The following is a 26,034-nucleotide window of genomic DNA, read 5'->3' as shown; positions in this document are numbered from 1 at the left end:
TGGCGGCCATAGCGCCGTGGAACCACCTGATCCCATGCCGAACTCAGAAGTGAAACGCGGTAGCGCCGATGGTAGTGTGGCATTCGCCATGCGAGAGTAGGACACTGCCAGGCACCCAATTAAACAGTTGTGCACACATTGCATGACTGGCCGAGAGGATGACACCTCGTTGAGACGGCAGAAGATTTAGCGCAAGCTAACCGAATGCGGAGCGGTAGTTCAGTCGGTTAGAATACCGGCCTGTCACGCCGGGGGTCGCGGGTTCGAGTCCCGTCCGCTCCGCCACTAAATTGAAAGGCCTTCCCGATTGGGAAGGCCTTTTTGCTATCTGACATTTGCGAGCGGGACGAGAAAACAAGAGACAACAGACAGTGTTGTGACTTGTCACTGGCAACCCGGTCCCTGCCTGTAGCCCCTGTGCTTGAGCCGGACTCTATCCGTCTCCCCGTCCGCTGTGCCACTAACAAGAAGCCCAGTCGAAAGACTGGGCTTTTTTCGTTTTGTTTTTCTCCACTTTCCATACCCTTGTGCTCTCCGATCCATCCGATCATCGCCCCTGGGAGTGGTTGCCGCTATAATGGCCGCCCTCAAGCAAGGTGGTGGTATGAAAGCAGAATATCTACAGCGATTCGGGGGCATTGCCCGTCTTTATGGTCAAAACGCGCTGCGCTCCTTCAGTCAGGCCAAGGTCTGCGTGGTGGGGATAGGCGGCGTCGGCTCCTGGGCGGCCGAGGCACTGGCCCGTGCCGGCATCAACCAGATCACCCTGATCGACATGGACGATATCTGCATCACCAACACCAATCGCCAGATCCACGCCATGCAGGGCACGGTCGGTCGCCTCAAGACAGAAGTCATGGCCGAGCGCATCCGCACCATCAACCCCGATTGCGAGGTGATCGAGGTGGATGACTTCGTCACCGCCGACAATCTGGCCGAGCATATCAAGCGGGAGTTTGACTATGTGGTGGATGCCATCGATTCGGTCAAGGCCAAGGTGGCGCTGATTGCCTTCTGCAAGCGCAACAAGATCCCGGTGATAGTGGCCGGTGGGGCGGGTGGGCAGATGGACCCGACCCAGATCACAGTGGCGGATCTGGCCAAGACCATTCAAGATCCGCTGGCCGCCAAGGTGCGCTCCGATCTGCGCCGGCTGCACAACTTCAGCAAGAATCCGGCGCGCAAGTTCGGGGTGGAGTGTGTCTTCTCGACCGAGCAGCTGAGCTACCCGGATGGCAATGGCGGCACCTGTCAGGCCAAGGCGGCCAGCGACGGCAATATGAAGATGGATTGTGCCTCCGGCTTTGGCGCCGTGACACCGGTGACGGCAACCTTCGGTCTGGTTGCCGCGTCCCGGGTATTGAAGAAGATTGCCGAGCGTGGGGCCCGTGCCGAGAAAGAGGCCGGGAATGAAGACGCAGGGTCGATTGGCGAAGCCTGATCGACCACTGAACAAGGCGGGTTAGACTGCTTGTTCCCGGATCGCCAACACGATTGCCCTGAGCCCGTTGCCCCGCGACGGGCTCAGGTGTTTCTCCAGCCCCAGCTCGCTGAAATAGGCATCCATATCAAACGCCTGGATCGCCGCTGCCGGTTGGTGGTTGAGCGCCGCCAGCACTATGACGATGAGGCCACGCACGATACGGGCGTCAGAGTCGCAGGCAAAGTGCCAGCAGCCATCTTCGTTTTTTTCTCCCTTCAGCCAGGCCTGGCTTTCACACCCCTTGAGGCGAAATGCCTCCTGTTGCCATTCAGTGGGCAGCGCGGGCAACAGCTTGCCGAGCTGGATGATGAGGCGGTACTGGTTCTCCCAGCCGTGCGCCGCAGCAAACTGCTGGCGGATGCTGTCGGCGTTCGGCTCCCGGCCGATGGGGCTATAGCTTTCGAGAGTCTTCATGTCCGTCATACCTTAAAAGAAATCCTCCAGTCTGTGCAGGGCTGCCAGCAGGGCATCCACATCATCCCGATTGTTGTAGCAGGCCAGCGAGGCCCTCATGGTGCCGCCGATCCTTAAGCTCTCCATCAGCGGCATGGCGCAGTGATGGCCGACCCGTAGCGCTATGCCCTGCATGTCGAGCAGGGTGGCGGCATCCTGGGGATGGATGTCCTCCAGCAGGAAGGAGACCGCCCCTGCCCGTTGTGCCGGTTCACCGATGAGGCGCAGGCCCGGCACCCGCCGCAGCCCTGTCACCAGATAGTCGGTGAGTGCCTGCTCGTGGCGCACCAAGGCAGCCCTGTCTTGCACCGTGACGAAGTCGATGGCGGCGGCGAGCCCTATGGCCCCGGCAATATGGGGGGTGCCCGCCTCGAACTTGAAGGGCAGGGTATTGAAGGTGGTGCCGCTGAAGCTGACCCTGTCGATCATCTCGCCACCCGCTTGCCAGGGCGGCATCCGCTCCAGCAGTGCGGTGCGCCCCCACAGCACGCCGATGCCGGTCGGGCCATAGAGCTTGTGACCGGAGAAGGCATAGAAGTCGCAGCCGATGGTCTGTACATCCACCTCGAGGTGGGCCACCGCCTGGGCGCCGTCGATCAGGGTCAGGGCGCCAACCGCCTTGGCGGCCGCCACTATCTGCTCCACCGGATTGACGGTACCGAGGGCATTGGAGACATGGGCCACGCTCACCAGTCGGGTGCGCGGCCCCAGCATGGCCAGGTAAGCCTCCATATCCAGATCCCCGCACTTATCCAGCGGAATGACCCGAATAAGGGCGCCGGTGCGCTGAGCGACCAGCTGCCAGGGGACTATATTGGCGTGGTGCTCCAGGGTGCTGAGGACGATCTCGTCCCCCGCCTTGAGCTCGCTCATCCCCCAGCTCTGGGCCACCAGATTGATCGCCTCGGTGGTGCCGCGGGTCCAGATCACTTCCCGGCTGTTAGGTGCGTTGATAAAGCGGGCGACCGTCTCGCGGGCTGCCTCGAAGGCGCGGGTGGCGCGGCCGCTCAAGGCGTGGGCGGCGCGGTGCACGTTGGCGTTGTCGGCTCGATAGTAGTGAGCGATGGCGTCCAGCACAGCCTGCGGCTTCTGGGTGGTGGCGGCGTTGTCCAGATAGATCAGGGGGTGGCCGTTCACCTCCTGCGCCAGGGCCGGAAACTGGCCGCGCAGTCGGTCGTGCTGTTGCTGATTCATGCTCCCCTCATCTCCTCTGGAAAAGGCGGTCATGATCCGGAAAATGGCGGGCAAACACAAGGCGCAGTGGCGAGATCCCGTGCCCGGTTTCGGCTGCCCGCGGGATCTCTGTTACAATGCCGCCCCTCATCATAAGCCAAGAGATCCGGCCCATGAAGCTCAACCCCAATCAGAACGAAGCGGTCAAGTATGTTTCCGGCCCTTGCCTGGTGCTGGCGGGTGCCGGATCGGGCAAGACCCGCGTCATCACCAACAAGATTGCGTATCTGGTGCAGCAGTGCGGCTACAACGCGCGCAACATCGCCGCCGTTACCTTTACCAATAAAGCTGCGCGGGAGATGAAGGAGCGAGTCGGCCAGACCCTGGGGCGCAAGGAGGCGCGGGGGCTCATGGTCTCCACCTTCCATACCCTGGGCCTGGAGATCATCCGTCGTGAGCACAAGAGTCTGAACCTCAAGGCCAACTTCTCCCTGTTCGACGACACCGATCAGCTGGCGCTGCTCAAAGAGCTGACCGAGGCCGAGCTCGACAACGACAAGGACAAGCTCTCGGCCCTCATCAGCCAGATCTCCAACTGGAAGAACGACCTCATCCTGCCGGCGCGGGCCATGCGTATCGCCCGCGGGCCGGAAGAGGTGCTGATGGCCCAGCTCTACGAGCGCTATCACCGCCAGATGGTGGCCTACAACGCGCTGGATTTCGACGATCTCATTGTGATGCCGACCCTGCTGCTGAAAAGCAACGAAGAGGTGCGCGAGCGCTGGCAGAACAAGATCCGTTACCTGCTGGTCGATGAGTATCAGGACACCAACACCAGCCAGTACGAGCTGGTGAAGCAGATCGTCGGCGAGCGGGCCCGCTTCACCGTGGTGGGGGACGATGACCAGTCCATCTACTCCTGGCGTGGCGCCAAGCCGCAGAATCTGGTGCTGCTGAACGAAGACTTTCCGAACCTGCGGCTCATCAAACTGGAGCAGAACTACCGCTCCAAGCGGCGCATCCTCAAGTGCGCCAACATCCTGATCGCCAACAACCCCCACGTCTATGACAAGGCGCTCTTCTCCGAGCTGGACGAGGGGGTCAAGCTCAAGGTGCTGTTCGCCAAGAACGAGGAACACGAGGCGGAGCGGATCGCCGCCGAGATGATGGGCCACAAGTTCATGAATCGCACCCGGTTCAAGGATTACGCCATCCTCTATCGGGGCAACCATCAGTCGCGCATCTTCGAGAAGGCGCTGATGACCAACCGCATCCCCTATCGCATCTCCGGCGGCACCTCGTTTTTCTCCCGCACCGAGATCAAGGACATCATGGCCTATCTCAAGCTGCTGGTGAATCCGGACGAGGACACCGCCTTCCTGCGGGTGGTCAACCTGCCGCGCCGGGAAATAGGCCCCACCACCCTCGAAAAACTGGGCCAGTACGCCAACCAGCGCGGCAAGAGCCTGTTTGCCGCCAGCTTCGAGCTGGGGCTCGAACAATCCCTCTCTGGCCGTGGTCTGAGTGCGTTGCAGGCCTTCACCAACTGGCTGGTGCGGCTCGGCGATCAGGCGCAGCGGGGCAACCCGGTGGAAGCTGTGCGGGACATGATCAAGGAGATCCACTACGAGGAGTGGCTCTACGAGACCTCCCCCAGCCCGAAGGCCGCCGAGATGCGGATGCAGAACGTCTCCACCCTCTATCGCTGGATCACCGAAATGCTGGAAGGGGACGAGCTGGAGGAGTCGATGACGCTTGCCCAAGTGGTCACTCGCCTCACCCTGCGGGACATGATGGAGCGCAACGAGGGAGAGGACGACGCGGATCAGGTGCAGCTGATGACACTGCACGCCTCCAAGGGGCTGGAGTTTCCCTATGTCTACATGGTGGGCATGGAGGAGGGCCTGCTGCCCCACCAGACCAGCATCGACGAGGACAACGTGGAGGAGGAGCGCCGCCTCGCCTACGTGGGGATCACCCGGGCCCAGATCGAGCTCACCTTCACCCTCTGCCGGGAGCGGCGTCAGTATGGCGAGTCGGTGCGCCCGGAGCCGAGCCGCTTCCTGCTGGAGCTGCCCCAGGACGACCTGGAGTGGGAGAACCAGAAGAAGGTGACGGCCGAGGAACGCCAGCAGAAGGGGCAGGTCGGCGTCGCCAACCTGAGGGCCCTGTTCAAGAAGGATTGAGGCGGGGGCTACCCCTATGGCGGGCCGCCTCGACCGAGACGCTAGTCCGGATCTGGCCCCATCTCAGCCCCCAGCAAGGGGGTGATGTCGCTGCCGGGGAGCGGAGGGGATATGTAACGCCCCTGGCCGAAGGGGCAGCCCAGCGCGATCAGCTGCTGCAGCTGTGCCTGACTCTCTATCCCTTCGACCACCAGGGCGAGGCCCAGATCGCGGCAGATGTCGCGCATGGCGCGGATCAGTGCCAAATCCTTGGGGGAGTGCAGCATGCGGTGGGTGAAGCCATCGTCCACCTTGACGTAGTCCACCGGGTAGTGAAACAGGGAGTTGAGGGAGGAGAAGCCCGAGCCGAAGTCGTCCAGGCTGATCTGTATCCCTCTGGCCCTCAGCTCATGGAGGCTGGCGATGATGTCGGCATCCTGGCGCGACAGCTCCCGCTCGTTGAATTCGAAGATGAGGTAGCCGGCGTAGACGCCCTCGGCCGCGATGATGTCGAGCAGGGCCTGCACGGCCCGCTCGCTTGCCAGGTGCTGGCCGCACAGGTTGATGGCCAGCTTGAACTTGCGCAGATCCGCCCCGGGCAGCCAGCGCCGCAGCTGCTGGCAGGCCTGGCGCAGTATCTTGTGATCCAGTGCCTCGATCAGGCCGCACTGCTCCGCCAGCGGGATGAAGTCGAAGGCATCCTTGAGCTCCCCTTCCCGGGTGATCCAGCGGGCCATGACTTCCAGCCCCACCAGGCAGTTGTCCTCGAGCCGGATCACCGGCTGGAAGTAGGGCAGGATGCGCCCTTCGGCCAGGGCGTTGGTCAGCTGCTCCTCCGGCGAGGACCAGGCCTGCTCCGTGCACTCGGCCGAGTAGTGCACCACCCGGGCGCGACCATTGCGCTTGGCCCGGTACATGGCGAGATCCGCCTGATGGAGCAGCTCGCTCACCTCCTGGGTCTGCGCCGACACGCTGGCCACTCCCATGCTGACCGTGATCGTCTGCTCCGTGCCCGTCAGCCGGAAGGGGTAGGCGAGGCGAGCCAGGATGCGGTTGAGCACGGGTCCGGCCCCCTCCTCCCCCATGCTGTTGTCCAGATAGATGACGAACTCGTCCCCACCGAGCCGTGCCACCAGATCATTCTGGCGCAGGCAGCCCTGCAGGCGACGCCCCAGCTCCTTGAGCAGCAGGTCGCCATTGCCATGTCCCAGCTCGTCATTGATCTGTTTGAAGTGATCTATGTCCAGGAAGATCAGGGTGAAACCGACGCCGCCATGGCGCTGGTAATGGCTCATGGCGTGTTGCAGGTGATCCATCAGCAGGCTGCGGTTCGGCAGGCCGGTGAGGGGGTCGTGCAGGGCGTCGAACTGCAACTTGCGCTCCAGCTCCTGATGCTGGCGCAGCTGTTTTTGCAGGCGCAGATTGGCCTGACGCAGCAACTGCAACCTGTGGTTGAGCCGATCCGGTGAATTGAAGTCGTTCAGTTGCTGGCGGATCTGGCCCAGCTCGAGCAGCAGGGTGAGCTGGTTGCGCAGGAAATCGAGAAAGAGGCGGTCATCGGCGCCCAGGGGGCGGGTGGTGGCCAGCAGCAAGTGGGCGAAGTAGTGCTGCTGTAGCCGCAGCGGCGTGCTGTACCAGTAGAGTCCATCCCGCTCGCGCTCGGTCGGATTGGTCTCATGGCAGAGCCCGCGCAGGAAACCCTCCTCCCCCTGGAAGGGGTGGGGATAGAGGTGGCTGACCTCCTTTGGCCCGAGTCGCATCAGGTGCAGCTGGTGCAGTCCCAGGCTGTTTTGCAGCACCTCATCGAGCTGGGCCAGCAGCGCCTGGGTCGGCAGGCTGTTGGCCAGGCGCAGGATGCGATTGATCTGCTCAATCTTGTGCTGCCAGTCCGGATCCCGACCGATCAAGGGCGACGCCGGTTCGGTCAGTCTGGCGTGGGTGTTGGCCTCCGCCAGGCGCTTGGCCAGGCATTCGAGCAGCAGCCGCAGGTCGGCCCGCTCATAGGGCTCACTCTGCACCAGCAGCCACTGGATCCTGTCGTCCTGCACCGGCAGCACGCACCAGCCCTGCTGGCCATCCAGGGCGGCCAGACTCTCGCTCAGCCCCGGCTCTTCCCGGCCGAGCTGGGCCTTGATACCTGGGGCCAGATCCTGTTCATAGTGCCAGACAGGGCCATGGGGGCTGAGGCCGAGCAGGCCAATCTGATGCAGGGGCGCCAATTGTTGCAGGTCGGCAAACAGGCGCCGGTAGTGCGCCGGGCTGGCCTGGGAGGCAGGGGGAAAGGCGAGGATGGAGGCGACCAGCGCCAGCAGGGGGGAGGCATCCTGATCCAGAGGGTAGACAGACATCATGGACTCCCGATTGACGCTACCCTACAAGGGTAGTCGCAAGCCAAGAGAATAAAAGGGCCGCAATCGCGGCCCTTTCAATGACTTAGAGATTGTCCGTCATGTAGTGAATGGCATTCTCGATCTCTTCATCACTACAGGCCGCGCAGGTACCCCGTGGCGGCATCATGCCAGCCTGGCCGGTGAAGCCTTCGATGGCATGCTTGCGCAGGGTGTCGAAGCCCTGGGCGAGGCGGGGTTCCCAGGCTGCCTTGTCACCGCGCTTGGGCGCACCGGCGGCACCGGTATCGTGGCAGGCGAAGCAGGCACCCTTGTAGACGGTTTCACCATCACGGGGGCCGGAGGCGGCCGTGGTGCTGGCCGTGGCCGCCGGGGCTATCCCTTCCAGATCCTTGGCGGTATAGACATCACCCACGGGCTTGATCCGTTCGGCGATGGCTTCCGGCGACATCTCGTCGGCGGCGAACGCGGCGCCGGACAGGCTGGCAACCGCGATACCGGCGACCAGTAAACAGCTCAGTTTTCTCAACACGCTCATGTACTCCCAGCAGGCTCTTATTATCCCTAGAAACGACGGGATTATAACCGAATAGTTACAGGCATTTAAACGCTTGTGTGTGAAGTGTTAAGCAGTCTGTGCGCCGGATCCGGCTCCTGGCCTTCGATGGCAGCAACCCGGCCTGGGCCGGATTGCTGGGTCATGTCCTTAGGTCAGCCGATCAATCCCAGCTCAGGATCACCTTACCGGATTGGCCCGAGCCCATGGCATCGAAGCCCTGCTGGAAGTCGTCGATGTGGAAGTGGTGGGTGATGATGGGAGAGAGATCCAGGCCTGACTGGATGAGGCTGGCCATCTTGTACCAGGTCTCGAACATCTCGCGGCCATAGATCCCCTTGATGAACAGCCCCTTGAAGATGACCTGGTTCCAGTCGATCGCCATGGTGGAGGGGGGAATGCCGAGCATGGCGATCTTGCCGCCATGGTTCATCTTGGCCAGCATGTCCTGGAAGGCGGAGGGCACGCCGGACATCTCCAACCCCACGTCGAAGCCTTCGGTCATGCCGAGATCTTCCATCACGTCGGAGAGCTTCTCCTTGGCTACGTTGACGGCGCGGGTGGCGCCCATCTTGCGGGCCAGTTCGAGGCGGTATTCGTTGACGTCGGTGATCACCACGTGACGGGCGCCCACATGGCGGCAGACGGCGGCGGCCATGATGCCGATGGGGCCGGCGCCGGTGATGAGCACGTCTTCACCCACCAGGTCGAAGGAGAGGGCGGTGTGCACGGCGTTGCCGAACGGATCGAAGATGGCGGCCAGTTCATCGGGGATGTTGTCCGGCAGCTTGAAGGCGTTGAAGGCGGGGATCACCAGATATTCGGCGAAGCTGCCGGGGCGGTTGACCCCGACCCCGACCGTGTTGCGGCACAGGTGGGTGCGACCGGCGCGGCAGTTGCGGCAGTGACCGCAGGTGATGTGGCCCTCGCCGGAGACGCGATCCCCCACGGCGAAGCCGCGCACCTCCTGACCGATGGCGACTACCTCACCCACGTACTCGTGGCCGACCACCATGGGCACGGGGATGGTCTTCTGGGACCACTCGTCCCAGTTGTAGATGTGCATGTCGGTGCCGCAGATGGCGGTCTTGCGGATCTTGATCAGCAGGTCATTGTGGCCGAGCTCGGGGGCGGGCACATCCGTCATCCAGATGCCGGGTTCGGATTTGAGTTTGGAGAGTGCTTTCATGACGGTTCCTCACGGGCCGGGCCCGGTGCAGAGGTTGAGCTATGAGTCGGTTCAAGAAGGGGCCTGTCGGCCCCTCGCTGTTTATTGAATGATGTTCAGGTCGCGGCCGATGCGGATGAAGGCATCGATGGCCCGATCCAGCTGCTCGCGGGTGTGGGCGGCTGACATCTGGGTGCGGATGCGGGCCTGGCCCTTGGGCACCACGGGGAAGGAGAAGCCCACCACATAGATGCCTTCGGCCAGCATGCGGCTCGCTATCTCGCTGGCCAGCTTGGCGTCCCCCAGCATGACCGGGATGATGGCGTGATCGGCCCCGGCCAGGGTGAAGCCGGCGGCGCTCATGCGGGCGCGGAAGTAGTCGCTGTTTTCTTTCAGGCTGGCGCGCAGGGCGTGACCCTGTTCCAGCAGCTCAAGCACCTTGATGGTGGCCGAGACGATGGAAGGGGCCAGGGAGTTGGAGAACAGGTAGGGGCGCGAGCGCTGACGCAGCCAGTCGATCACCTCTTTCTTGCCGGAGGTGTAGCCGCCGGAGGCGCCGCCGAGGGCCTTGCCCAGGGTGCCGGTGATGATGTCGACCCGCTCCAGCACGTCGCAGTATTCGTGGGTGCCGCGGCCGTTCTCGCCGATGAAGCCGACGGCATGAGAATCATCCACCATCACCAGGGCGTCGTATTTGTCCGCCAGGTCGCAGATGGACTTGAGGTCGGCGATGACACCGTCCATGGAGAAGACGCCGTCGGTGGCGATCAGCTTGAAGCGGGCGCCATCGGCTTGTGCCTGCTTGAGCTGGGCCTCCAGCTCGGCCATGTCGTTGTTGCCATAGCGATAGCGCCTGGCCTTGCACAGCCGGACGCCGTCGATGATGGAGGCGTGGTTGAGGGCATCGGAGATGATGGCGTCCTCGGCGCCGAACAGGGTCTCGAACAGACCGCCGTTGGCATCGAAACAGGAGGAGTAGAGGATGGTGTCCTCGGTACCGAGGAAGGCGGAGAGCTTCTGCTCCAGCACCTTGTGGCTGTCCTGGGTGCCGCAGATGAAGCGCACCGAGGCCATGCCGAAGCCGTGGCTGTCGAGGCCCGCCTTGGCGGCGGCAATCAGCTCGGGGTGGTTGGCCAGGCCGAGATAGTTGTTGGCACAGAAGTTCAGCACCTGCTGCTGGCCCACCTCTATGCTGGCCTGCTGCGCCGAGCTGATGATGCGCTCCTGCTTGTAGAGTCCTTCTGCCTGCACTTGGTCAAGCTGCTCGGTCAGGTGGCGATAGAATCCGTTAGACATCCTCGAACCTCATTGGCTATTACAGCGGTTTATCAACATTGGGCAACATTTTACTGCAACTGCGTCCCATCAATTCAAATTATTATGCTGATATTCAACATGTGTGAAACAGATCACCCGACGCCCTATGCCAAATGGCGATGCCCGCATAGTCGCTCCTGATAAAGGGAGCCGTCTGGCCAGTCTCTTCTTCCCCGGATGAGCGGGCCGGCGCCACCCCGGCGGGTCGGCCCGCAGCGTCAGACGGGTTCTGCCCTCAGCCGCCCAGCTGGGCCAGCTGGCGGTAGTGCTGTTCCAGTTGCTGGATCCGGGGAGCGACCCGGGGCTGCACATAGGGGCGCAGCAGGAAGAGCACCCGCATGACCCCCTGATAGAGCAGGGGCTTGGTGATGCGGGTGTGGGGAGCCTGGGCTATCTGGAACGGGATCCAGCAGGTGACCACCATCTTGATGGTCTGGCCCAGATCCGGCAGATCGGCGTCGCTGACGGCTATGATGCCCCCCTCGCGCAGGCTCCTGAGCAGGGCCTCCACGGCGGCGCGCAGCTGCTCCTGGGCCTTGAGGTACTTCTGTTGCAGCAGCTCGTCGCGACTGAGGATGTCCGGCAGGTTGGCGTAGAAGAAGCGGAACTGCCACATCAGGTAGAAGATGGCATCCAGGTAGCCCATCAGATCGTCGAGCCGGATCTCGGTGCTGCGGGCCGGGGTGAAGCTCTCGCTCAGATGGCGGGCGTACTGGTCGAAGATGGAGTGGATGATGTCTTCTTTATTGCGAAAGTGGTAGTAGAGGTTGCCCGGGCTGATGCCGAGGTGGGCGGCGATGTGGTTGGTGGTGATGTTGCGCTCGCCCTGATCGTTGAACAGTTCGATGGCGCTGTGAATGATCTTGTCTCTGGTTTTCATCGCGGTTCCCTCTGCCGGGTCGCCTTGCGTCGAGGTCGTATCCCCTGGCGGCCCGTGATAGACTTTTCGGCAATTTCAAATTGGCTCACTATACACAGCTTTAATCGGCCGTCACACGGTGGGCATCAACGCAGACGAGGCAAACTCCATGATCGTAGTAACGGGCGGTGCAGGCTTTATCGGCAGCAATCTGGTCAAGCAACTCAATGCCATGGGACGAACCGATGTGGTGGTCATCGATGATCTGACCGATGGCACCAAGTTCGTCAACCTGGTGGATCTGACCATTGCCGACTACATGGACAAGGATGAGTTCCAGGCGCGGATCGTCTCCGGTGACGAGTTCGAGGAGTGGGACGGCGGCATTGAGGTGATCTTCCACGAAGGGGCCTGCTCCGCCACCACAGAGTGGAACGGCAAGTTCATCATGGAGGTCAACTACGAGTACTCCAAGGATCTGTTCCACTACTGCATCGAGCGGGAAATCCCCTTCATCTACGCCTCTTCCGCCGCGACCTATGGCGGGCGCAACGACAACTTCATCGAAGATCCCCAGTTCGAGCAGCCCCTCAACGTCTACGGCTACTCCAAGCAGCTGTTCGATCAGTACGTGCGCCGCTGGCTGCCGGAGATCAACTCCCAGGTGGTGGGCCTGAAATACTTCAACGTCTACGGCCCGCGCGAGCAACACAAGGGCGCCATGGCGTCCGTCGCCTTCCACCTCAACACCCAGGTGAAGAAGGGAGAAAATCCCAAGCTGTTCGAGGGCTGCGACGGCTTCCCGGACGGCGGCCAGATGCGCGACTTCATCTATGTGGATGACGTCTGCAAGGTCAACCTCTGGTTCTGGCAGAACCCGCAGCAGTCCGGCATCTTCAACTGCGGCACCGGCCGGGCCGAGCCGTTCCAGCACGTGGCCGAGGCGGTGATCAAGCATTATCAGCAAGGGGCCATCGAGTACATCCCCTTCCCGGATCACCTCAAGGGCCGCTACCAGAGCTTCACCCAGGCCGACCTCACCCGCTTGCGCGCCGCCGGCTACCCCGGCGAGTTCAAGACGGTGGCCGAAGGCGTGGCCGATTACATGGCCTGGCTGAACCGCTGAGTCAGGTTTATGTCATGTCAGGGCGCCTTCTCCGGCGCCCTCTCTGTTTGGGCGAAGGCGAGCAAGAAGATGAAGGCGAGCGAGATGACGGGGTTGCTGCATATTTGTCTCTCCCAGGGCTGGGGCGGCCTGGAGATGTACCCGCTGCGGGTCGGCAGCGGCATGATGGCGCGCGGCTGGCGGGTCCATGGTCTGGCGCTGCGCGGCAGCAAGGTGGCCGAGGGCATGAAGGCGCAAGGCTTCGAGGTGTTCGAGCTGGACTCTCGCGGCCAGGGGCTGCGCCAGCTGCTGACCCTGCGCCGCTGGCTCAAGGCGCGGGACATCCGGCTGGTGCACTGCCACAAGTCGGGGGATCTGCTGCTGGCGGCCCTGCTCAAGCGCCTGTGGCCGCTGCGGTTGCTGTTCACCGAGCACATGGGGGCGACCCGGCCCAAGCGAGATCCGCTCCATCGCTGGATCTACGGCAGGGTGGACCTGGTGCTCTCCATCAGCGACGAGACCCGCCGCCGCAACCTCAAGGCGCTGCCGCTGCCGGCCTCGCGCATCGAACGGCTCTGGCTTGGCACCGATCTGACCCGGTGCGATGAGCCCGCCGCGGAGATACGCGCCGAACTGGGGATAGCAGAGGATGCCCAGTTGCTCGGGGTGCTTGGCCGGATCGGCCGGGGCAAGGGCCAGCCCGAGCTGCTGGAGGCCTTCCTGCTGCTGGCGCAGGTGCACCCCAGGCTGCACCTGCTGATCGTGGGCGGCACCCAGGCCAGCGAAGGGTCGGACGAGCAGGTGGTGGCGGCGCTGCGCCAACGCATCGCCGAGGCGGGCGTGCAGGAGAGGGTGCGGCTGACCGGCTTTCGCCGCGATACCCAGCGCATGCTGCAAGCCATGGATCTGGTGGCCATCCCCTCCCATAACGAGGCGTTCGGCCTGACGGTGATCGAGGCGATGGCGGCGGGCAAGGCCATCGTCGGTGCCAGCACGGGGGCCGTGCCCGAAGTGCTGGGGGAGGCGGGTCTGCTGGCGACCCCCACCGACCCGGCCGCCCTCGCCGGCCAGATAGCCAGCTTGCTGGTGGATGACTCGCTGCGCCAGCGCTTGGGTGCGGCGGCCCGGGAGCGGGCGCAGCGGGAGTTCTCCATGAGCCATCACCTGGATGAGCTGGCCCGGCGTTACCAGGGCTGAGACGCGGCCCCATCAGGCACCATGAAAAAGGCTTCCCACGGGAAGCCTTTTTGCTGGGTCGCCCCTCAGCGGGCCGCGGTCTGCGGCTCGATGAAGCCCTTGATCCGGCTGTTGAGCTGCCAGCGCAGCAGCTCGGGCAGTGCCTGCTGGCGGGCCTGCTGCGCCTCGCTGACGGGCTCTGCCTGCTCCTTCACCTCCAGCGGGCTGTCATCCTGCCAGGGGTAGAAGCTGGGCTTGCCGCTCATGGGGTAGGCGCCCTTGTCATCGATCCAGAGGGTGACGTTGTAGCCGAAGGCGCGCCGCTTGTCGTCGACCGGGGCCAGCATGTTGCGACCGGCCAGGGTCTGATAGGGGGTGTCCGACAGGCTGAAGCCATACAGGGTGGGGAAGATGTCCTTGTGGGAGCCGACCCGCTGGGGATCGAAGCGCCACCGGCTGTGGGCCAGTATGGTCTTGGGCACATAGAGGTAGAAGGGCACGGCCCGATCCAGCACCTGTTCGCGAGGGTAGAAGGCCTTGAGGCGGCGCATCTGGTGATCGCCGCTGGCGGCGATCAGCGTCTTGTCCCCCAGGGGGGAGCCCTTGATGGCGCTGACGAATCGGCCTAGGGCATCGGCGGCGAACTGATAGGTCCTGAGGATGTTGGCCTGCTCTATGTCGCCATCCTCGGCATGGGCCATGACCCTGGGAGTGGGGGTGGTCGGCTGCGGCTGGTAGCGGGCCGGCGTCTCGTAGGGGGGGTGATTGGTGATGGTGAGAATGCTGATGAAGAGCGGCTCACGGGATTGTTCCAGCAGGGTACGGGCCAGACGATAGGCGTAGTCATCGGGCACGCCCCAGGCGGTGACCTCCTTGGCGGCCTCGGGGTAGCGCTTGATCAGGGCATTCTGGTCATAGACCTCGTCGACCCCCTGCACCGGCAGGTAATTGACCAGGTTGCGCCACATCATGTTGCCCGGGGAGATGAAGACCAGCTTGTAGCCCGCCTGCTTGTAGAGGGCGAACGGGGTGCCGCTCAGGGTCTGGTGCTGGGCCGAGCTGTGGCTGATGTTCTGCACCGGGCTGTGGAAGAAGAGGGCGGCCAGGGAGGGGGCCGTGCCGTTGTCTTCCGACAGGAAGCGCTTGAAGACGAAGTCCTCCTGGAAGTGGGGGCGAAGGCTGCCGAGCAGGTCGTTCTTGCCCGGCTCATCGAAGGCCAGCATGTTGCTGCCAAAGCTTTCCATCAGTGCCATCACCACATTGGGCTTGTGGGCGGCGAGCCAGGGATTGACCGGCGTGCGCGCCATCAGGGAGTCGAGCCCGCTGCGCTCAAGCAGGGTCTCTCCCTCGGCCTGGCTGACCGGGGTGAAGACGATGTCCTCCGCCCTGTCCTTGACGGCCCAGTCGATGGCCATCAGGCCGTTCGGGGTCAGCTTGTTGAGGGCGAGCAGATCCGAGACCTGGGCGTTGCCGCGGCGCAGGGGGAAGGTGCCCACGCTGCCACGGCTGATGACAAACAGCAGGGTCAGGGCGATGAGCAGGTAGACGATGAAGACGGGCAGGGGCCAGGGCTTGTGGCCGGCACGCGTCAGCGTACGCCTGGCCCAACGGGCCGGCAGCCAGCCCAGCAGCAGCGCCAGGGCCAGCCCCTTGATGATGGGATAATCCTGCCACATGTTGGCCAGCACGGCCCGGGTGTCGTCTTCGACCAGGCCGAAGGCGAACACGTCTATGTGGGTGTGATAGGTCTGGTAATAGTAGTAGTTGCCGATGGCGACGGCGCCGATGAGAAAGGCCGCCAGCCCCAGCAGGCGCGGGGCCCAGCGCTGCATGCCCTGCCAGCCGCGTTCGCCCGCCGCCAGCATGAGCCCGGCCAAGGCGAAGGGAGAGAGCGCCATGCCGGCGATGCGCAGGTCGTAGCGCAACCCGGTCAGCCACATGCGCTGCAGATCGTCGGTCCGGTTCTGCAGTTGTTCGGGCTCGACGAAGTGGTCCAGCATCAGATAGCGGGCCGCCATCAGGATCAGCACCAGCCAGAGCAGCTGATAGCCCAGGGTACCCAGCAGGGTGCGCAGTCTTGTTTGATACATGCAAGTGTCCATTCACTACCAATAAAACCGGCGCATGGGGGCCGATCGGAGATCGTGATGCCATGGCTCGTGGCACAGTCGGGATGCGACCCGCGGCTTGCTGCGGGCGCGTCTCAACGGCGGACGGCATCGGCCCCTATGATAAGGAAACTCGCGGCGAGCCGTGAAGGGTTTCTTGCTTGCGTGGGGGCGAGGGGCTCAACCGGGGAAGGGATGGGCCTGCCCCCCCAGCTTGACGTACCAGTGTTGTGCCAGCTTCTGGCCCGCCTGATGGGGCCATGTTTGCCAGCCTGAGCATTGAAAGCAGGGTGGGTTTTACATTGGGGAGAAAAAACAAAGCCCTTGAGGGTCAAGGGCTCGTCTTTCTGTATCAGATAACGCTCGGCGAAGCGTCACTCAATGTTCTGGATCTGCTCTCGCATCTGCTCGATGAGGACCTTCAGCTCGACGGCGGACTGGGTGACCTCGGCGTTGATCGACTTTGAACCGAGGGTGTTCGACTCGCGGTTGAACTCCTGCATCATGAAGTCGAGACGACGGCCGCAGGCGCCACCCTTCTTCATGATCTTGATGGTCTCGCCGATGTGCATCTCCAGGCGATCCAGCTCTTCGGCCACGTCGACCTTCTGGGCCAGCAGCACGATCTCCTGCTCGATGCGGGCCGGATCCAGCTCCACCTTGGCCTCGGCCAGACGGTCGGTGAGCTTCTGGCGCTGCCACTCGATGATCTGCGGCAGGTGCTCGCGCACCTTCTTCACTTCCACCTGGATGCCGTCCAGACGCTGCTGGATCAGCGCCTTGAGGTTGGCCCCTTCGCTGGCGCGGGAGGCGAGGAAGTCTTCCATGGTCAGATCGAAACCGCCGAGCAGTTCGGTGGCGACTGCGTCCATGTCCTGCTCGGCGGCGGCCATGACGCCGGGCCAGCGCAGCACGTCCACCGGGTTGAGCTGGCCCTGGCCCGCCTCTTTCATTACCCAGTTGGCGCTGTCGATGATGAGCCTGGCCAGCTCTTCATTGATGTGCAGCTGGCTGGCGGCGGCTTGCGCGGCCTCGAACCTCAGGTTGCACTCCACCTTGCCGCGCTGCAGCTTGGCACGGAAACGCTCACGCAGGACCGGCTCCAGGCTGCGCAGTTGCTCCGGCAGGCGAATGTAGGTTTCCAGATAGCGCTGGTTGACCGAACGAATTTCCCAAACGGCTGTGCCCCAGTCGCCCTTGAATTCCTTGCGGGCGTAGGCGGTCATGCTGTGAATCATTGATTGTTCCGGGCTTGATGAAGTGTGCGGCCAGTATACTCAGCCAGGCCTGCCCCGTCAGCCGACGGCGTGGTTTTAGCGGCTGATATTTGGGGCGGGATCACTTATAATCCCCCGCCAATTTGAGCCAGCCCAGAGGTCAGTCCCATGTCCCGTCCCAGCGATCGCAGTGCCGCGCAAGTGCGCCCGGTTACCATCACCCGCAACTTCACCAAGCATGCGGAAGGATCTGTGCTGGTGGAGTTCGGCCACACCCGCGTGCTGTGCACCGCCAGCGTCGACACCAGCGTGCCGCGCTTCCTGAAAGGCAAGGGTCAGGGCTGGGTCACCGCCGAGTACGGCATGCTGCCGCGCTCAACCCATTCGCGCATGAACCGCGAGGCGGCCGCCGGCAAGCAGAGCGGCCGTACCCTGGAGATCTCCCGCCTGATCGCCCGCTCCCTGCGCGCGGCGGTAGACCTGACTGCGCTGGGCGAGCACTCCATCACGGTGGACTGCGACGTGCTGCAGGCCGACGGCGGCACCCGCACCGCCGCCATCACCGGCGCCTGCGTGGCCCTGGTGGATGCGCTGAACTGGATGGTCGAGAAGGGCATGCTCAAGCAGAGCCCGCTCAAGCAGATGATCGCCGCCGTCTCCGTCGGCATGTATCAGGGCGAAGCCATCTGCGATCTGGAGTACGTGGAAGACTCCGCCGCCGAGACCGACATGAACGTGGTGATGACCGAAGATGGTCGCATCATAGAGGTGCAGGGCACCGCCGAGGCCGAGCCCTTCACCCACGAGGAGTTGCTGGCGATGCTGGCGCTGGCCAAGGGCGGCATCGACGACATCATAGCGCTGCAGAAGCAGGCGCTCGCTTGAATTTCTGATTTGAAAAACGCGGCATTGACCGCGTTTTTTTATACCCCCACACCAGTCAACGACAAGCCAAGCAAGGAGCCAGAATGAAAGCCTACCAGCGTCAATTTATCGAGTTCGCCCTGGAGAAACAGGTTCTCAAATTCGGTGAGTTCACCCTGAAATCCGGCCGCAAGAGCCCCTACTTCTTCAACGCCGGCCTGTTCAACAGCGGCCGCGATCTGGCCCGCCTCGGCCGCTTCTATGCCGCCGCCCTGATGGATGCCGGCATCGAATTCGATGTGCTGTTTGGCCCGGCCTACAAGGGGATCCCCATCGCCTCCGCCACCGCGGTGCAGCTGGTGGAGCAGCACGACGTGGACGTGCCCTGGTGCTTCAACCGCAAGGAAGCCAAGGATCACGGCGAAGGCGGCAATCTGGTGGGCAGCCCGCTCAAGGGACGCATCATGCTGGTGGACGATGTCATCACCGCCGGGACCGCCATCCGCGAATCCATGGATCTGATCCAGGCCAACGGCGCCTCCCTGGCCGGGGTGCTGATCGCCCTGGATCGCCAGGAGAAGGGCAAGGGCGAGCTTTCCGCCATCCAGGAGGTGGAGCGTGACTACGGCGCCCACATCATCGCCATCATCCAGATGAGCGACCTGATCGCTTATTTGGAAGAAAAGCTGGAAGGGAAGCAGGTCGAGCAGTCCGCGCTGGCCGAGCAACTGGCGGCCATGAAGGCCTATCGCGCCCAGTACGGCATCTGACGCCGCTTGGTGCCGTCAGCATAAAAAAAGCCGCTCATTGAAGTGAGCGGCTTTTTCGTGGTCAGGCGGCCTGCTTTTGCATGTGCAGCGCCATCTGAGGGAAGGGGATTTCGATGCCTTCTGCGTCGAAGGCCAGCTTCACCTTCTCGTGGAAATCGAACCAGACGCCCCAGTAGTCGGCGGTCTTGACCCAGGGGCGCACCACGATATTGACCGAGGAGTCGGCCAGGGCGGCGACGGCGATGGTGGCGGCCTGATCCTTCAGGATGCGGGGCTCCTCGCTGACCAGTCGCTCCAGCAGCTGCTTGGCCTTGCGCAGATCGGAGCCGTAGCCGATGCCGAACGTCATGTCGACCCGACGGGTGTCCATGCGCGAGTAGTTGATGATGTTGCCGTTGAGGATGGCGGAGTTGGGCACCACCACCATCTTGTTGTCCGGCGAGGTGAGGGTGGTGGTAAACAGCTGTACCGACTGCACCGAGCCGGAGGTGCCTGCCACCTCGATGAACTCACCGGCCTTGATGGGGCGGAAGATGATCAGCAGGAAGCCGGCGGCAAAGTTGGAGAGGGAACCTTGCAGCGCCAGACCGATGGCCAGACCGGCGGCACCTATGATGGCGACGAAGGAGGCGGTCTGCACCCCGACCCGGCCCAGGGCGGCGATGACGACGAATACCAGCAGGGCATACTTGAGCACGCTGCCGACGAAGTGGGTCACGGTGGCGTCGAGGTTGCGAGCCTTCATGACGCGCTCGACGCCGTTTCTGATCAGATTGGCGGCGAGATAGCCGATGAGCAGGGTGACCAGGGCGGCGGCGATGTTGACGCCGTACTCGATCAGCAGGCCCTGATTGTTGACCAGCCAGGTTTGCGCTTCGGCGATGATTTCGGGTTCCATAGAACTTCCTGTGGGTTAATTCATCAAAACGTCGGAATATAGCAGCATGGTGCGACAACCTGAGTCGCAGGTGGTCGAGACCCGTTCAGTTCTGACATAAAACAGGGAGGAGGCCAAGGGGCCTCCTCTCATATAGGCGGGATCAGCTCTGCAGCAGCTGGCTGCGGATGAACTGCCACTGATCCTCGAAATCCGCCGTCGGCTTGAGTTTGAACTCGGAGCGCACGAACTGGCTGATCCGGCCCTCGGTATAGGCCAGCAGCAGGTTGGCCAGCATGGTCTCGTCCAGCTGAAAGCCTTGCCCCTCCCGCAGCCGCTTCTCCCGCAGTACCTGCTTGAGCTGGGTTTCCAGCTTGTCGAACAGGATGCTGATGCGATCCCGCAGCCTGTCATGCTCTCCCAGCAGGGCATCGCCATTGAGGATACGGGTGATGCCCGGGTTGCGCTCGGCAAACACCAGCAGCAGTTGCAGTATGTGGTGGCAGCGGGCCATGGTGTCCTTCTCGTCGGCCAGGATCATGTTGACCCGCGACAGCAGGGAATCCTCGATGAAGTCGATCAGCCCCTCAAACATCCGTGCCTTGCTGGGAAAGTGACGATAGAGGGCCGCCTCCGAGACACCCACCTCGGCCGCGAGTCGGGCCGTGGTGATGCGCTGACCCGGGCTGGTCTCCAGCATGTGGGCGAGCGCCTGCAGGATCTGGTCGCGTCGACTCTGTTTCTGATTACTGCTTGCCATGGATTCCCCTAAAAAAACAATGGCTTGATTCTGTTATTTGCGCCGCAGCCAGGGGCTGCACCGGGTCTTGTTATTGGCGACCAGAAGAACCAAAACCGCCTTCACCCCGCTCACTCTGATTGAACTCATCGACCAGTTGGAAGCGGGCCTGAACCACGGGCAGGATCACCAGCTGGGCGATACGCTCGCCGGGCTGAACGGTGAAGCTGTCGTTGCCCCGGTTCCACACCGAGATCATCAGCTGCCCCTGATAGTCGGAATCGATGAGGCCCACCAGGTTGCCCAGCACTATGCCGTGCTTATGGCCTAGGCCGGAGCGGGGCAAGATGGTGGCGCACAGACCCGGATCCTGAATATGGATGGCGAGGCCGGTGGGGACGAGAGTGGTTTCACCTGGTGCCAACGTGATGGCCTGATCGAGCAGGGCACGCAGATCCATGCCGGCGGAACCCGGTGTGGCATAGGCGGGCAGGGGAAATTCGGTGCCGATGCGGGCATCCAGGATCTTCAGTTCAATTTGTGTCGTCATGAATCATTTTTTCAATGGGATCGCCCGGAGGCGATCGGGTGGTACTGCGGGAGCCTGCGGGGCTCCCGGCATGTTCAATGGGCTCAGGGCCGATAATGGCGCGCAATCAGGGCGACAAGATGACGGGCCAGCGTCAGCTTGTCGGCCAGGGGCAGGGTGGCCTGACCTCCTTGCCAGAACACGGCGAGGGCGTTGTCATCGGCGTTGAAGCCCTGCCCGGCTTGGGAGACATCGTTGGCGGCGATCATGTCCAGCCGCTTTCGTCGCAATTTATCGAGGGCGTATTGTTCCACATCCACGGTTTCGGCGGCAAATCCCACGGTAAACGGCTTGTCGGCCAGGGCGCCCACGGCGGCGATGATGTCGGGATTCTTGACCAGGGCCAGGGTCATCTGATCGTTGTCATCCGTCTTCTTGATCTTCTGAGGGGCCACCTGCGCCGGGCGATAATCCGCCACGGCGGCGCAGCCGATGAAGAGATCGCATGCGCCGGCCCGGCTCATCACCGCCTCGTGCATCTGCAAGGCGCTCTCCACGTCGACCCGCTCGACCCCAGGTGGTGTTGGCAGGGCGACCGGGCCGCTCACCAGGGTGACGTCGGCGCCCGCCTCACGGGCGGCGCGGGCGATGGCATAGCCCATCTTGCCCGAGCTGTGGTTGCTGATGTAACGCACCGGATCCAGCGCCTCCCGGGTCGGCCCCGCGGTAAGCAGCAATCTGACCCCCGCCAGCAGCGGTTCGGCGGCCAGTTGCTGGCAGCAGCGCTCCACCAGTTCCAGGGGATCCAGCATCCGGCCCGGCCCTATGTCGCCGCAGGCCTGGCTGCCGGAATCCGGCCCCCACAGCAGGATGCCGCGGCTGGCCAGGGTCTTGAGGTTGGCCTGGGTGGCGGCATTGAGATACATCTGCTGGTTCATGGCGGGGGCCAACGCCACCTGGGCCGGCGTCGCCAGGCAGAGGGTGGTCAGCAGCTCGTCGGCCATGCCGGCCGCCATGCGGGCCATCAGGTTGGCGCTGGCCGGGGCGATCAGGATCAGATCGGCCCACTTGGCCAGCTCGATGTGGCCCATGCCCGCCTCGGCGGCGGGGTCGAGCAGGCTGTCGGCGACGGGGTGGCCGGAGACCGCCTGCAGGGTCAGCGGGGTGATGAACTCCTTGGCGGAGCGGGTCATCACCACCCGCACCTCGGCGCCCTGATCTTTCAGGCGGCGCACCAGTTCGGCACTCTTGTAGGCGGCGATGCCGCCGCTGATCCCCAACAGGATGCGTTTATCGGCCAATCTCATCTGCTTTGCTTCCGGCTCGTTCTGACTGGTCGGCTAAGATAACACAGCCTGAGGGTGACGACAGAGGCTGACATGGACGACTTGTGGTCAGACTCTCGTCAAACGTCGCCCGGCTTCGCTCGGCGGCACAGGGAGGGTGGCATATGAGCATCAAAGAGTGGCCAGAAGGGGAGCGTCCGCGGGAGAAGCTGTTGCTGCAGGGGGCGGCGGGACTCTCCGACGCCGAGCTGCTGGCGATCTTCCTGCGCACCGGGGTCAGTGGCCTGAGTGCCGTGGATCTGGCCCGCCAATTGTTGGGGGAGTTTGGTTCGTTGCGGGCATTGCTGGGGGCCGATCAACAGCTGTTCTGCGCCGCCCATGGCCTGGGGCCCGCCAAATATGCCCAGTTACAGGCGGTGCTCGAGATGGGCCGGCGCCACCTGGCCGAGCAGCTGCAACGGGGGGATGCGCTCACCTCGCCCCAGCTGACCCGGGACTATCTGCAGGCCCAGCTGCGGGACCGGCCGCGGGAGGTGTTTGCCCTGCTGCTGCTCGACAACCAGCACAGGGTGATCAAGTTTGTCGAACTTTTCTACGGCACCCTGGATTCGGCGAGTGTCTGGCCCAGAGAAATCGTGCAGATAGCACTCAAACATAATGCAGCGGCCGTCATTCTGGCGCATAATCACCCGTCTGGCGTGGCCGAGCCCAGTCGGGCCGACCGTCAGATCACAGATCGTATCCTGGCCGCCCTGGCCCTGATCGATATCAGAGTGCTGGATCACTTGGTGATCGGTGACGGCATCACGGTTTCTTTTGCAGAGCGTGGTTGGTTATAACCGGGCTCTGGCTCTGTATTAGTTGATCTTTGATCACGGATGCTGTATAAAATGCCGCCTTCTGTTTGCCCCGCAATCGAAGGCCAGCGGGGCAGATATTTGCTCGAGCAATGAAGTAAGATTTGGAGAGACTGACATGTCTAGAGTATGCCAAGTAACCGGCAAGCGCCCGGCAGTTGGTAACAACCGTTCGCACGCTAACAACGCTACCAAGCGTCGTTTCCTGCCGAACCTGCACACTCACCGTTTCTGGGTTGAGAGTGAAAAACGCTTCGTAAGCCTGCGCGTATCCGCAAAAGGCATGCGTATCATCGACAAGCGCGGCGTTGAAGTGGTTCTGGCTGAACTGCGTGCCAGCGGCGTTAAGGTATAAGGAATTAGATCATGGCTAAAGGTATTCGCGATAAGATTCGCCTGAACTCCAGCGCCGGTACTGGTCACTTCTATACCACTACCAAGAACAAGCGCACCATGCCCGAAAAAATGGAGATCAAGAAATTTGATCCCGTGATTCGTCAGCATGTGATCTACAAAGAAGGCAAAATCAAGTAATTACTTGGTTTTGTTGCAAAAGCCCGGCCTAGTGCCGGGTTTTTTTATGGCCCAAATTCAGTACACTGCCGACTCGAACGGAGGCTTGTCATGGTAAAACTGAGCCGTAAAGGCTGGAACAACGTCATCATAGTGGCGGTATTGGCGGTGATAGTGTTGCTGCATCGCCTCGAGCAGGCCCAGCAGGAGAACAGTGCCCAGCGGCGCCATGGCCTGCTGCCTGACAGTGCCGTGGTACTCAGCTGGCAGGGACCGAGCTGGCGCGTTGAGCGGATTGGGCAGGGCTGGCGCAGCGTGCCGGATCTGGGGCTGGACAGCGACGCCCTGGCCGCTCGGGTCGCGCAGTGGCAAGGCTGGTTGCTGCCGTCGAGTGATCCGCTGCGCGGTGCGCCGGTCGAGGTGGCTGTCTGGCTGGCGGGCCAGGGCGAGCCGGTGACTCTGGCGCTCTACCAGGACAATGGCCGCTATGCCGTCCGTTTGGCACAAGATCGCTGGTTGGCCCTCTCCGCCGATCAGTATCGTGACCTGCTCAAACCCGCCCCCTGACCCCAAAGAGGACGAGATGCCCGAATTACCCGAAGTCGAAGTCAGCCGCCAGGGCATCTCCCCCTGGCTCACTGGCATCCAGGTCACCCGCGTGGTGGTGCGCGACGGCCGTTTGCGCTGGCCGGTGCCAGGCGAAATCCAGGAGCTGGTCAACCTCACCATCCACAGGGTCAGCCGCCGCGCCAAGTACCTGCTGCTGGAGACGGACTTCGGCACCGCCATCCTGCACCTTGGCATGTCCGGCAGCCTGCGGGTGCTCGACATTGGCACCCCGGCCGAGAAGCACGACCACGTGGACATAGAGCTCGCCAACGGCAAGCTGCTGCGGCTCAATGACCCGCGCCGCTTCGGGGCCCTGCTCTGGACCCGTGAACCGGCCGAGGCCCACGCCCTGCTGGCCAAGCTGGGGCCCGAGCCGCTGACCGACGCCTTCAACGCCGACTATCTGCGGGAGCGGGCCAAGGGGCGCAGCACCGCCATCAAGACTTTCCTGATGGACAATCATGTGGTGGTCGGGGTGGGCAACATCTACGCCAACGAGGCGCTGTTCGCCGCCGGCATTCACCCCAGGCGGGCGGCGGGGGAGGTGAGCGGCGAGCGATTGGCGACCCTGGTGGCCGAGATCAAGCGGGTGCTGGCGGCGGCCATTGTCCAGGGGGGCACTACCCTCAAGGACTTCACCAGCGCCGATGGCAAGCCCGGTTACTTCGTGCAGCAGTTGCAGGTCTATGGCCGGGGGGGGCAGCCCTGCCACCAGTGCCAGCAGCCCTTGACCGAGATCCGCATCGGTCAGCGCACCACTGTGTTCTGCAGCCAGTGCCAGCATTGACAAGGGACTTATTTGGAGGAGTTGTAAGCAAGTGTTGCCAGCCGATTGCAGTGAGCGGCCGTCAATCCTAGGATCGCCCCCCATTCAGGTGGCAGGAGATCCGGTTATGACGAGCAAGGCCCTCTTCGGCTGGGAGCAACTCTCCCGCCAACCCCGCTATGGCGCCCTGGCCATGGCCCGTTATCTTTACCCGGACGGTGGCCGCCGCCTGGGCTTCAAGCGCGGCAAGTTCGTGCTGCGCAGCCTGATCTATCGCCGCGCCATGGCCCAGGTGTTCGAGCTGTTTCGCAGCGAGCCGCTCAAGGCGCTGCCGGCCCAGTACCCCGAACTGCTCGACAAGCCCCTGCGCCCCTATCGCTTCGCCAGCTCCAGTGCGCGGCAGCGGGCGAGCATGCTGGTCGAGCACTACCGGCTGTTGCAGCTGTGCTATCCGGGGTTGATTGCCCCCCTCTACCTGGGAGAGGGGGTGACCCTGGGGCACTATCCCCAGAGCGGTTGCCGCATCGTGCTGCGCCATGATGGCACTTTCAGGCGGGAGGCCGAGCTGGCCGTCTCCATCGTGGATCCGCAGGGACGGCGTCTCTACAGCTGCGCCTTCTCTCTCGCGGGCCAGGCCGATGCCCTGAGCCTGGTGATCGGCTCGGTGCAGGGGCCGGAGCCCGCTGTCCCGCAGGCCCATGAACGGGTGCGCGAGCTGACCAAGGAGGGCCATGGTCTGCGGCCCAAGTCGCTGGTGGTGATGCTGGTGCTGGAGATGGCGGGGGCCATGGGGGCCGTCAGGGTCAATGCGGTGCGCAAGCGGGCCCATGTGTTTCAGGCCAGACGTTACAGCAGCAAGCAGAAGGCCAGTTTGCAGGCCGATTATGATGAGCTGTGGCAGGAGTTCGGCGCCCAGGGGCTGGATGCCAACTTCGTGACCCTGGCCCCCGTGGTGCGCAAGCCGCTGACGGAGATCGCCTCCAAGAAGCGGGCCATGTACCGGCGTCGCTACGAGTGGCTGGATGCCCTGGCGCTCGCCTGTCGGGAGCCGTGGCGGCGGGAGGCATGATGCAGAGCGGGCTTGGGCCCGCTCTGC

Annotated in this window: 25 protein-coding genes, 1 tRNA gene and 1 rRNA gene; 14 read left to right on the top strand and 13 right to left on the bottom strand. The window is 63.2% G+C overall.

Annotated features, from left to right (window positions below; genetic code table 11):
• From rrf to tcdA, 3 genes are all read left to right on the top strand, one after another.
• Window positions 1–113: ribosomal RNA gene (gene rrf, locus ACLHZ1_RS16005) — 5S ribosomal RNA — on the top strand; the annotation flags it as partial.
• Between the two features lie 95 nt (window positions 114–208).
• Window positions 209–285 (top strand) — tRNA-Asp (locus ACLHZ1_RS16000).
• Between the two features lie 319 nt (window positions 286–604).
• On the top strand, window positions 605–1,441 hold the full coding sequence (tcdA, locus tag ACLHZ1_RS15995) for a tRNA cyclic N6-threonylcarbamoyladenosine(37) synthase TcdA (protein WP_427262881.1): 837 nt from the start codon (window positions 605–607) through the stop codon (window positions 1,439–1,441).
• Between the two features lie 21 nt (window positions 1,442–1,462).
• On the opposite strand, the gene ACLHZ1_RS15990 is transcribed toward tcdA, so the two are convergent.
• Together ACLHZ1_RS15990 and ACLHZ1_RS15985 are read right to left on the bottom strand one after the other, a co-directional pair.
• Entirely contained in the window at window positions 1,463–1,897 is a 435-nt protein-coding gene (locus ACLHZ1_RS15990; protein WP_427262880.1) for a SufE family protein, read from the bottom strand.
• 12 nt (window positions 1,898–1,909) lie between these two features.
• A complete protein-coding gene (locus tag ACLHZ1_RS15985) occupies window positions 1,910–3,130 on the bottom strand; it encodes a SufS family cysteine desulfurase (RefSeq protein ID WP_427262879.1) in 1,221 nt (406 codons plus the stop codon).
• A gap of 152 nt (window positions 3,131–3,282) precedes the next feature.
• On the opposite strand from ACLHZ1_RS15985, the gene rep reads away from it, so the two are divergent.
• Complete coding sequence (rep, locus tag ACLHZ1_RS15980) at window positions 3,283–5,295, top strand: DNA helicase Rep (protein WP_427262878.1); 2,013 nt, start codon at window positions 3,283–3,285, stop codon at window positions 5,293–5,295.
• Between the two features lie 41 nt (window positions 5,296–5,336).
• On the opposite strand, the gene ACLHZ1_RS15975 is transcribed toward rep, so the two are convergent.
• The 5 genes from ACLHZ1_RS15975 to ACLHZ1_RS15955 form a co-directional block, all read right to left on the bottom strand.
• On the bottom strand, window positions 5,337–7,622 hold the full coding sequence (locus tag ACLHZ1_RS15975; RefSeq protein WP_427262877.1) for a putative bifunctional diguanylate cyclase/phosphodiesterase: 2,286 nt from the start codon (window positions 7,620–7,622) through the stop codon (window positions 5,337–5,339).
• Between the two features lie 85 nt (window positions 7,623–7,707).
• On the bottom strand, window positions 7,708–8,160 hold the full coding sequence (locus tag ACLHZ1_RS15970) for a c-type cytochrome (RefSeq protein ID WP_408797541.1): 453 nt from the start codon (window positions 8,158–8,160) through the stop codon (window positions 7,708–7,710).
• A gap of 181 nt (window positions 8,161–8,341) precedes the next feature.
• A complete protein-coding gene (gene tdh / locus ACLHZ1_RS15965; protein ID WP_427262876.1) occupies window positions 8,342–9,367 on the bottom strand; it encodes an L-threonine 3-dehydrogenase in 1,026 nt (341 codons plus the stop codon).
• Window positions 9,368–9,448: 81 nt separating this feature from the next.
• Window positions 9,449–10,642, bottom strand: a complete 1,194-nt coding sequence (locus tag ACLHZ1_RS15960) for a glycine C-acetyltransferase (protein ID WP_427262875.1) — start codon at window positions 10,640–10,642, stop codon at window positions 9,449–9,451.
• 256 nt (window positions 10,643–10,898) lie between these two features.
• Window positions 10,899–11,543: a TetR/AcrR family transcriptional regulator gene (locus ACLHZ1_RS15955; RefSeq protein WP_427262874.1), complete on the bottom strand. Its 645-nt coding sequence runs from the start codon at window positions 11,541–11,543 to the stop codon at window positions 10,899–10,901.
• 148 nt (window positions 11,544–11,691) lie between these two features.
• On the opposite strand from ACLHZ1_RS15955, the gene rfaD reads away from it, so the two are divergent.
• A complete protein-coding gene (gene rfaD, locus ACLHZ1_RS15950) occupies window positions 11,692–12,648 on the top strand; it encodes an ADP-glyceromanno-heptose 6-epimerase (RefSeq protein ID WP_427262873.1) in 957 nt (318 codons plus the stop codon).
• A gap of 9 nt (window positions 12,649–12,657) precedes the next feature.
• Window positions 12,658–13,824 carry a glycosyltransferase family 4 protein gene (locus ACLHZ1_RS15945; RefSeq protein WP_427262872.1) on the top strand — a complete coding sequence of 389 codons (1,167 nt, stop codon included), beginning with the start codon at window positions 12,658–12,660 and terminating at the stop codon, window positions 13,822–13,824.
• Between the two features lie 65 nt (window positions 13,825–13,889).
• Here the strand turns inward: ACLHZ1_RS15945 and ACLHZ1_RS15940 are convergent, their stop codons facing one another.
• Both ACLHZ1_RS15940 and ACLHZ1_RS15935 read right to left on the bottom strand, forming a co-directional pair.
• Window positions 13,890–15,893 carry an LTA synthase family protein gene (locus ACLHZ1_RS15940; RefSeq protein WP_427262871.1) on the bottom strand — a complete coding sequence of 668 codons (2,004 nt, stop codon included), beginning with the start codon at window positions 15,891–15,893 and terminating at the stop codon, window positions 13,890–13,892.
• A gap of 392 nt (window positions 15,894–16,285) precedes the next feature.
• Window positions 16,286–17,149 (bottom strand): YicC/YloC family endoribonuclease, encoded by an 864-nt coding sequence (locus ACLHZ1_RS15935; RefSeq protein WP_427262870.1) that lies wholly within the window; start codon window positions 17,147–17,149, stop codon window positions 16,286–16,288.
• Between the two features lie 147 nt (window positions 17,150–17,296).
• Here ACLHZ1_RS15935 and rph point away from each other — a divergent pair, with 147 nt between their 5' ends.
• Both rph and pyrE read left to right on the top strand, forming a co-directional pair.
• Complete coding sequence (gene rph, locus ACLHZ1_RS15930) at window positions 17,297–18,013, top strand: ribonuclease PH (RefSeq protein WP_041997563.1); 717 nt, start codon at window positions 17,297–17,299, stop codon at window positions 18,011–18,013.
• Window positions 18,014–18,096: 83 nt separating this feature from the next.
• On the top strand, window positions 18,097–18,762 hold the full coding sequence (gene pyrE / locus ACLHZ1_RS15925; RefSeq protein WP_427262869.1) for an orotate phosphoribosyltransferase: 666 nt from the start codon (window positions 18,097–18,099) through the stop codon (window positions 18,760–18,762).
• 61 nt (window positions 18,763–18,823) lie between these two features.
• On the opposite strand, the gene mscS is transcribed toward pyrE, so the two are convergent.
• The 4 genes from mscS to coaBC form a co-directional block, all read right to left on the bottom strand.
• Window positions 18,824–19,660, bottom strand: coding sequence for a small-conductance mechanosensitive channel MscS (mscS, locus tag ACLHZ1_RS15920; RefSeq protein ID WP_427262868.1), 837 nt, complete (start codon window positions 19,658–19,660; stop codon window positions 18,824–18,826).
• A 142-nt stretch (window positions 19,661–19,802) separates the two neighbouring features.
• Window positions 19,803–20,399 carry a nucleoid occlusion factor SlmA gene (gene slmA / locus ACLHZ1_RS15915; RefSeq protein WP_041997555.1) on the bottom strand — a complete coding sequence of 199 codons (597 nt, stop codon included), beginning with the start codon at window positions 20,397–20,399 and terminating at the stop codon, window positions 19,803–19,805.
• A 70-nt stretch (window positions 20,400–20,469) separates the two neighbouring features.
• Window positions 20,470–20,928 carry a dUTP diphosphatase gene (dut, locus tag ACLHZ1_RS15910; RefSeq protein ID WP_408797514.1) on the bottom strand — a complete coding sequence of 153 codons (459 nt, stop codon included), beginning with the start codon at window positions 20,926–20,928 and terminating at the stop codon, window positions 20,470–20,472.
• 83 nt (window positions 20,929–21,011) lie between these two features.
• Complete coding sequence (gene coaBC / locus ACLHZ1_RS15905; protein WP_427262867.1) at window positions 21,012–22,214, bottom strand: bifunctional phosphopantothenoylcysteine decarboxylase/phosphopantothenate--cysteine ligase CoaBC; 1,203 nt, start codon at window positions 22,212–22,214, stop codon at window positions 21,012–21,014.
• A 143-nt stretch (window positions 22,215–22,357) separates the two neighbouring features.
• Between coaBC and radC the strand changes: the two genes are divergently transcribed.
• The 6 genes from radC to ACLHZ1_RS15875 all read left to right on the top strand — a co-directional run bounded on the left by radC (window position 22,358) and on the right by ACLHZ1_RS15875 (window position 26,007).
• Entirely contained in the window at window positions 22,358–23,032 is a 675-nt protein-coding gene (gene radC / locus ACLHZ1_RS15900) for a RadC family protein (RefSeq protein ID WP_041997546.1), read from the top strand.
• A 136-nt stretch (window positions 23,033–23,168) separates the two neighbouring features.
• The gene (gene rpmB / locus ACLHZ1_RS15895; RefSeq protein ID WP_005307492.1) at window positions 23,169–23,405 is read left to right on the top strand and encodes a 50S ribosomal protein L28; all 237 of its coding nucleotides are present in this window, start codon (window positions 23,169–23,171) and stop codon (window positions 23,403–23,405) included.
• A gap of 11 nt (window positions 23,406–23,416) precedes the next feature.
• A complete protein-coding gene (gene rpmG / locus ACLHZ1_RS15890; RefSeq protein ID WP_005323752.1) occupies window positions 23,417–23,584 on the top strand; it encodes a 50S ribosomal protein L33 in 168 nt (55 codons plus the stop codon).
• A 90-nt stretch (window positions 23,585–23,674) separates the two neighbouring features.
• Window positions 23,675–24,130, top strand: a complete 456-nt coding sequence (locus ACLHZ1_RS15885; protein WP_427262866.1) for a hypothetical protein — start codon at window positions 23,675–23,677, stop codon at window positions 24,128–24,130.
• 16 nt (window positions 24,131–24,146) lie between these two features.
• Complete coding sequence (mutM, locus tag ACLHZ1_RS15880) at window positions 24,147–24,959, top strand: bifunctional DNA-formamidopyrimidine glycosylase/DNA-(apurinic or apyrimidinic site) lyase (protein WP_408797508.1); 813 nt, start codon at window positions 24,147–24,149, stop codon at window positions 24,957–24,959.
• Between the two features lie 172 nt (window positions 24,960–25,131).
• Window positions 25,132–26,007: a VirK/YbjX family protein gene (locus ACLHZ1_RS15875; protein ID WP_427262884.1), complete on the top strand. Its 876-nt coding sequence runs from the start codon at window positions 25,132–25,134 to the stop codon at window positions 26,005–26,007.
• Window positions 26,008–26,034: the final 27 nt, after the last annotated feature.

Origin of the sequence: Aeromonas sobria (assembly GCF_050266975.1) — a bacterium.
Lineage (GTDB): Bacteria > Pseudomonadota > Gammaproteobacteria > Enterobacterales > Aeromonadaceae > Aeromonas > Aeromonas sobria_B.
This window is presented reverse-complemented; position numbering and strand designations above follow the sequence as displayed.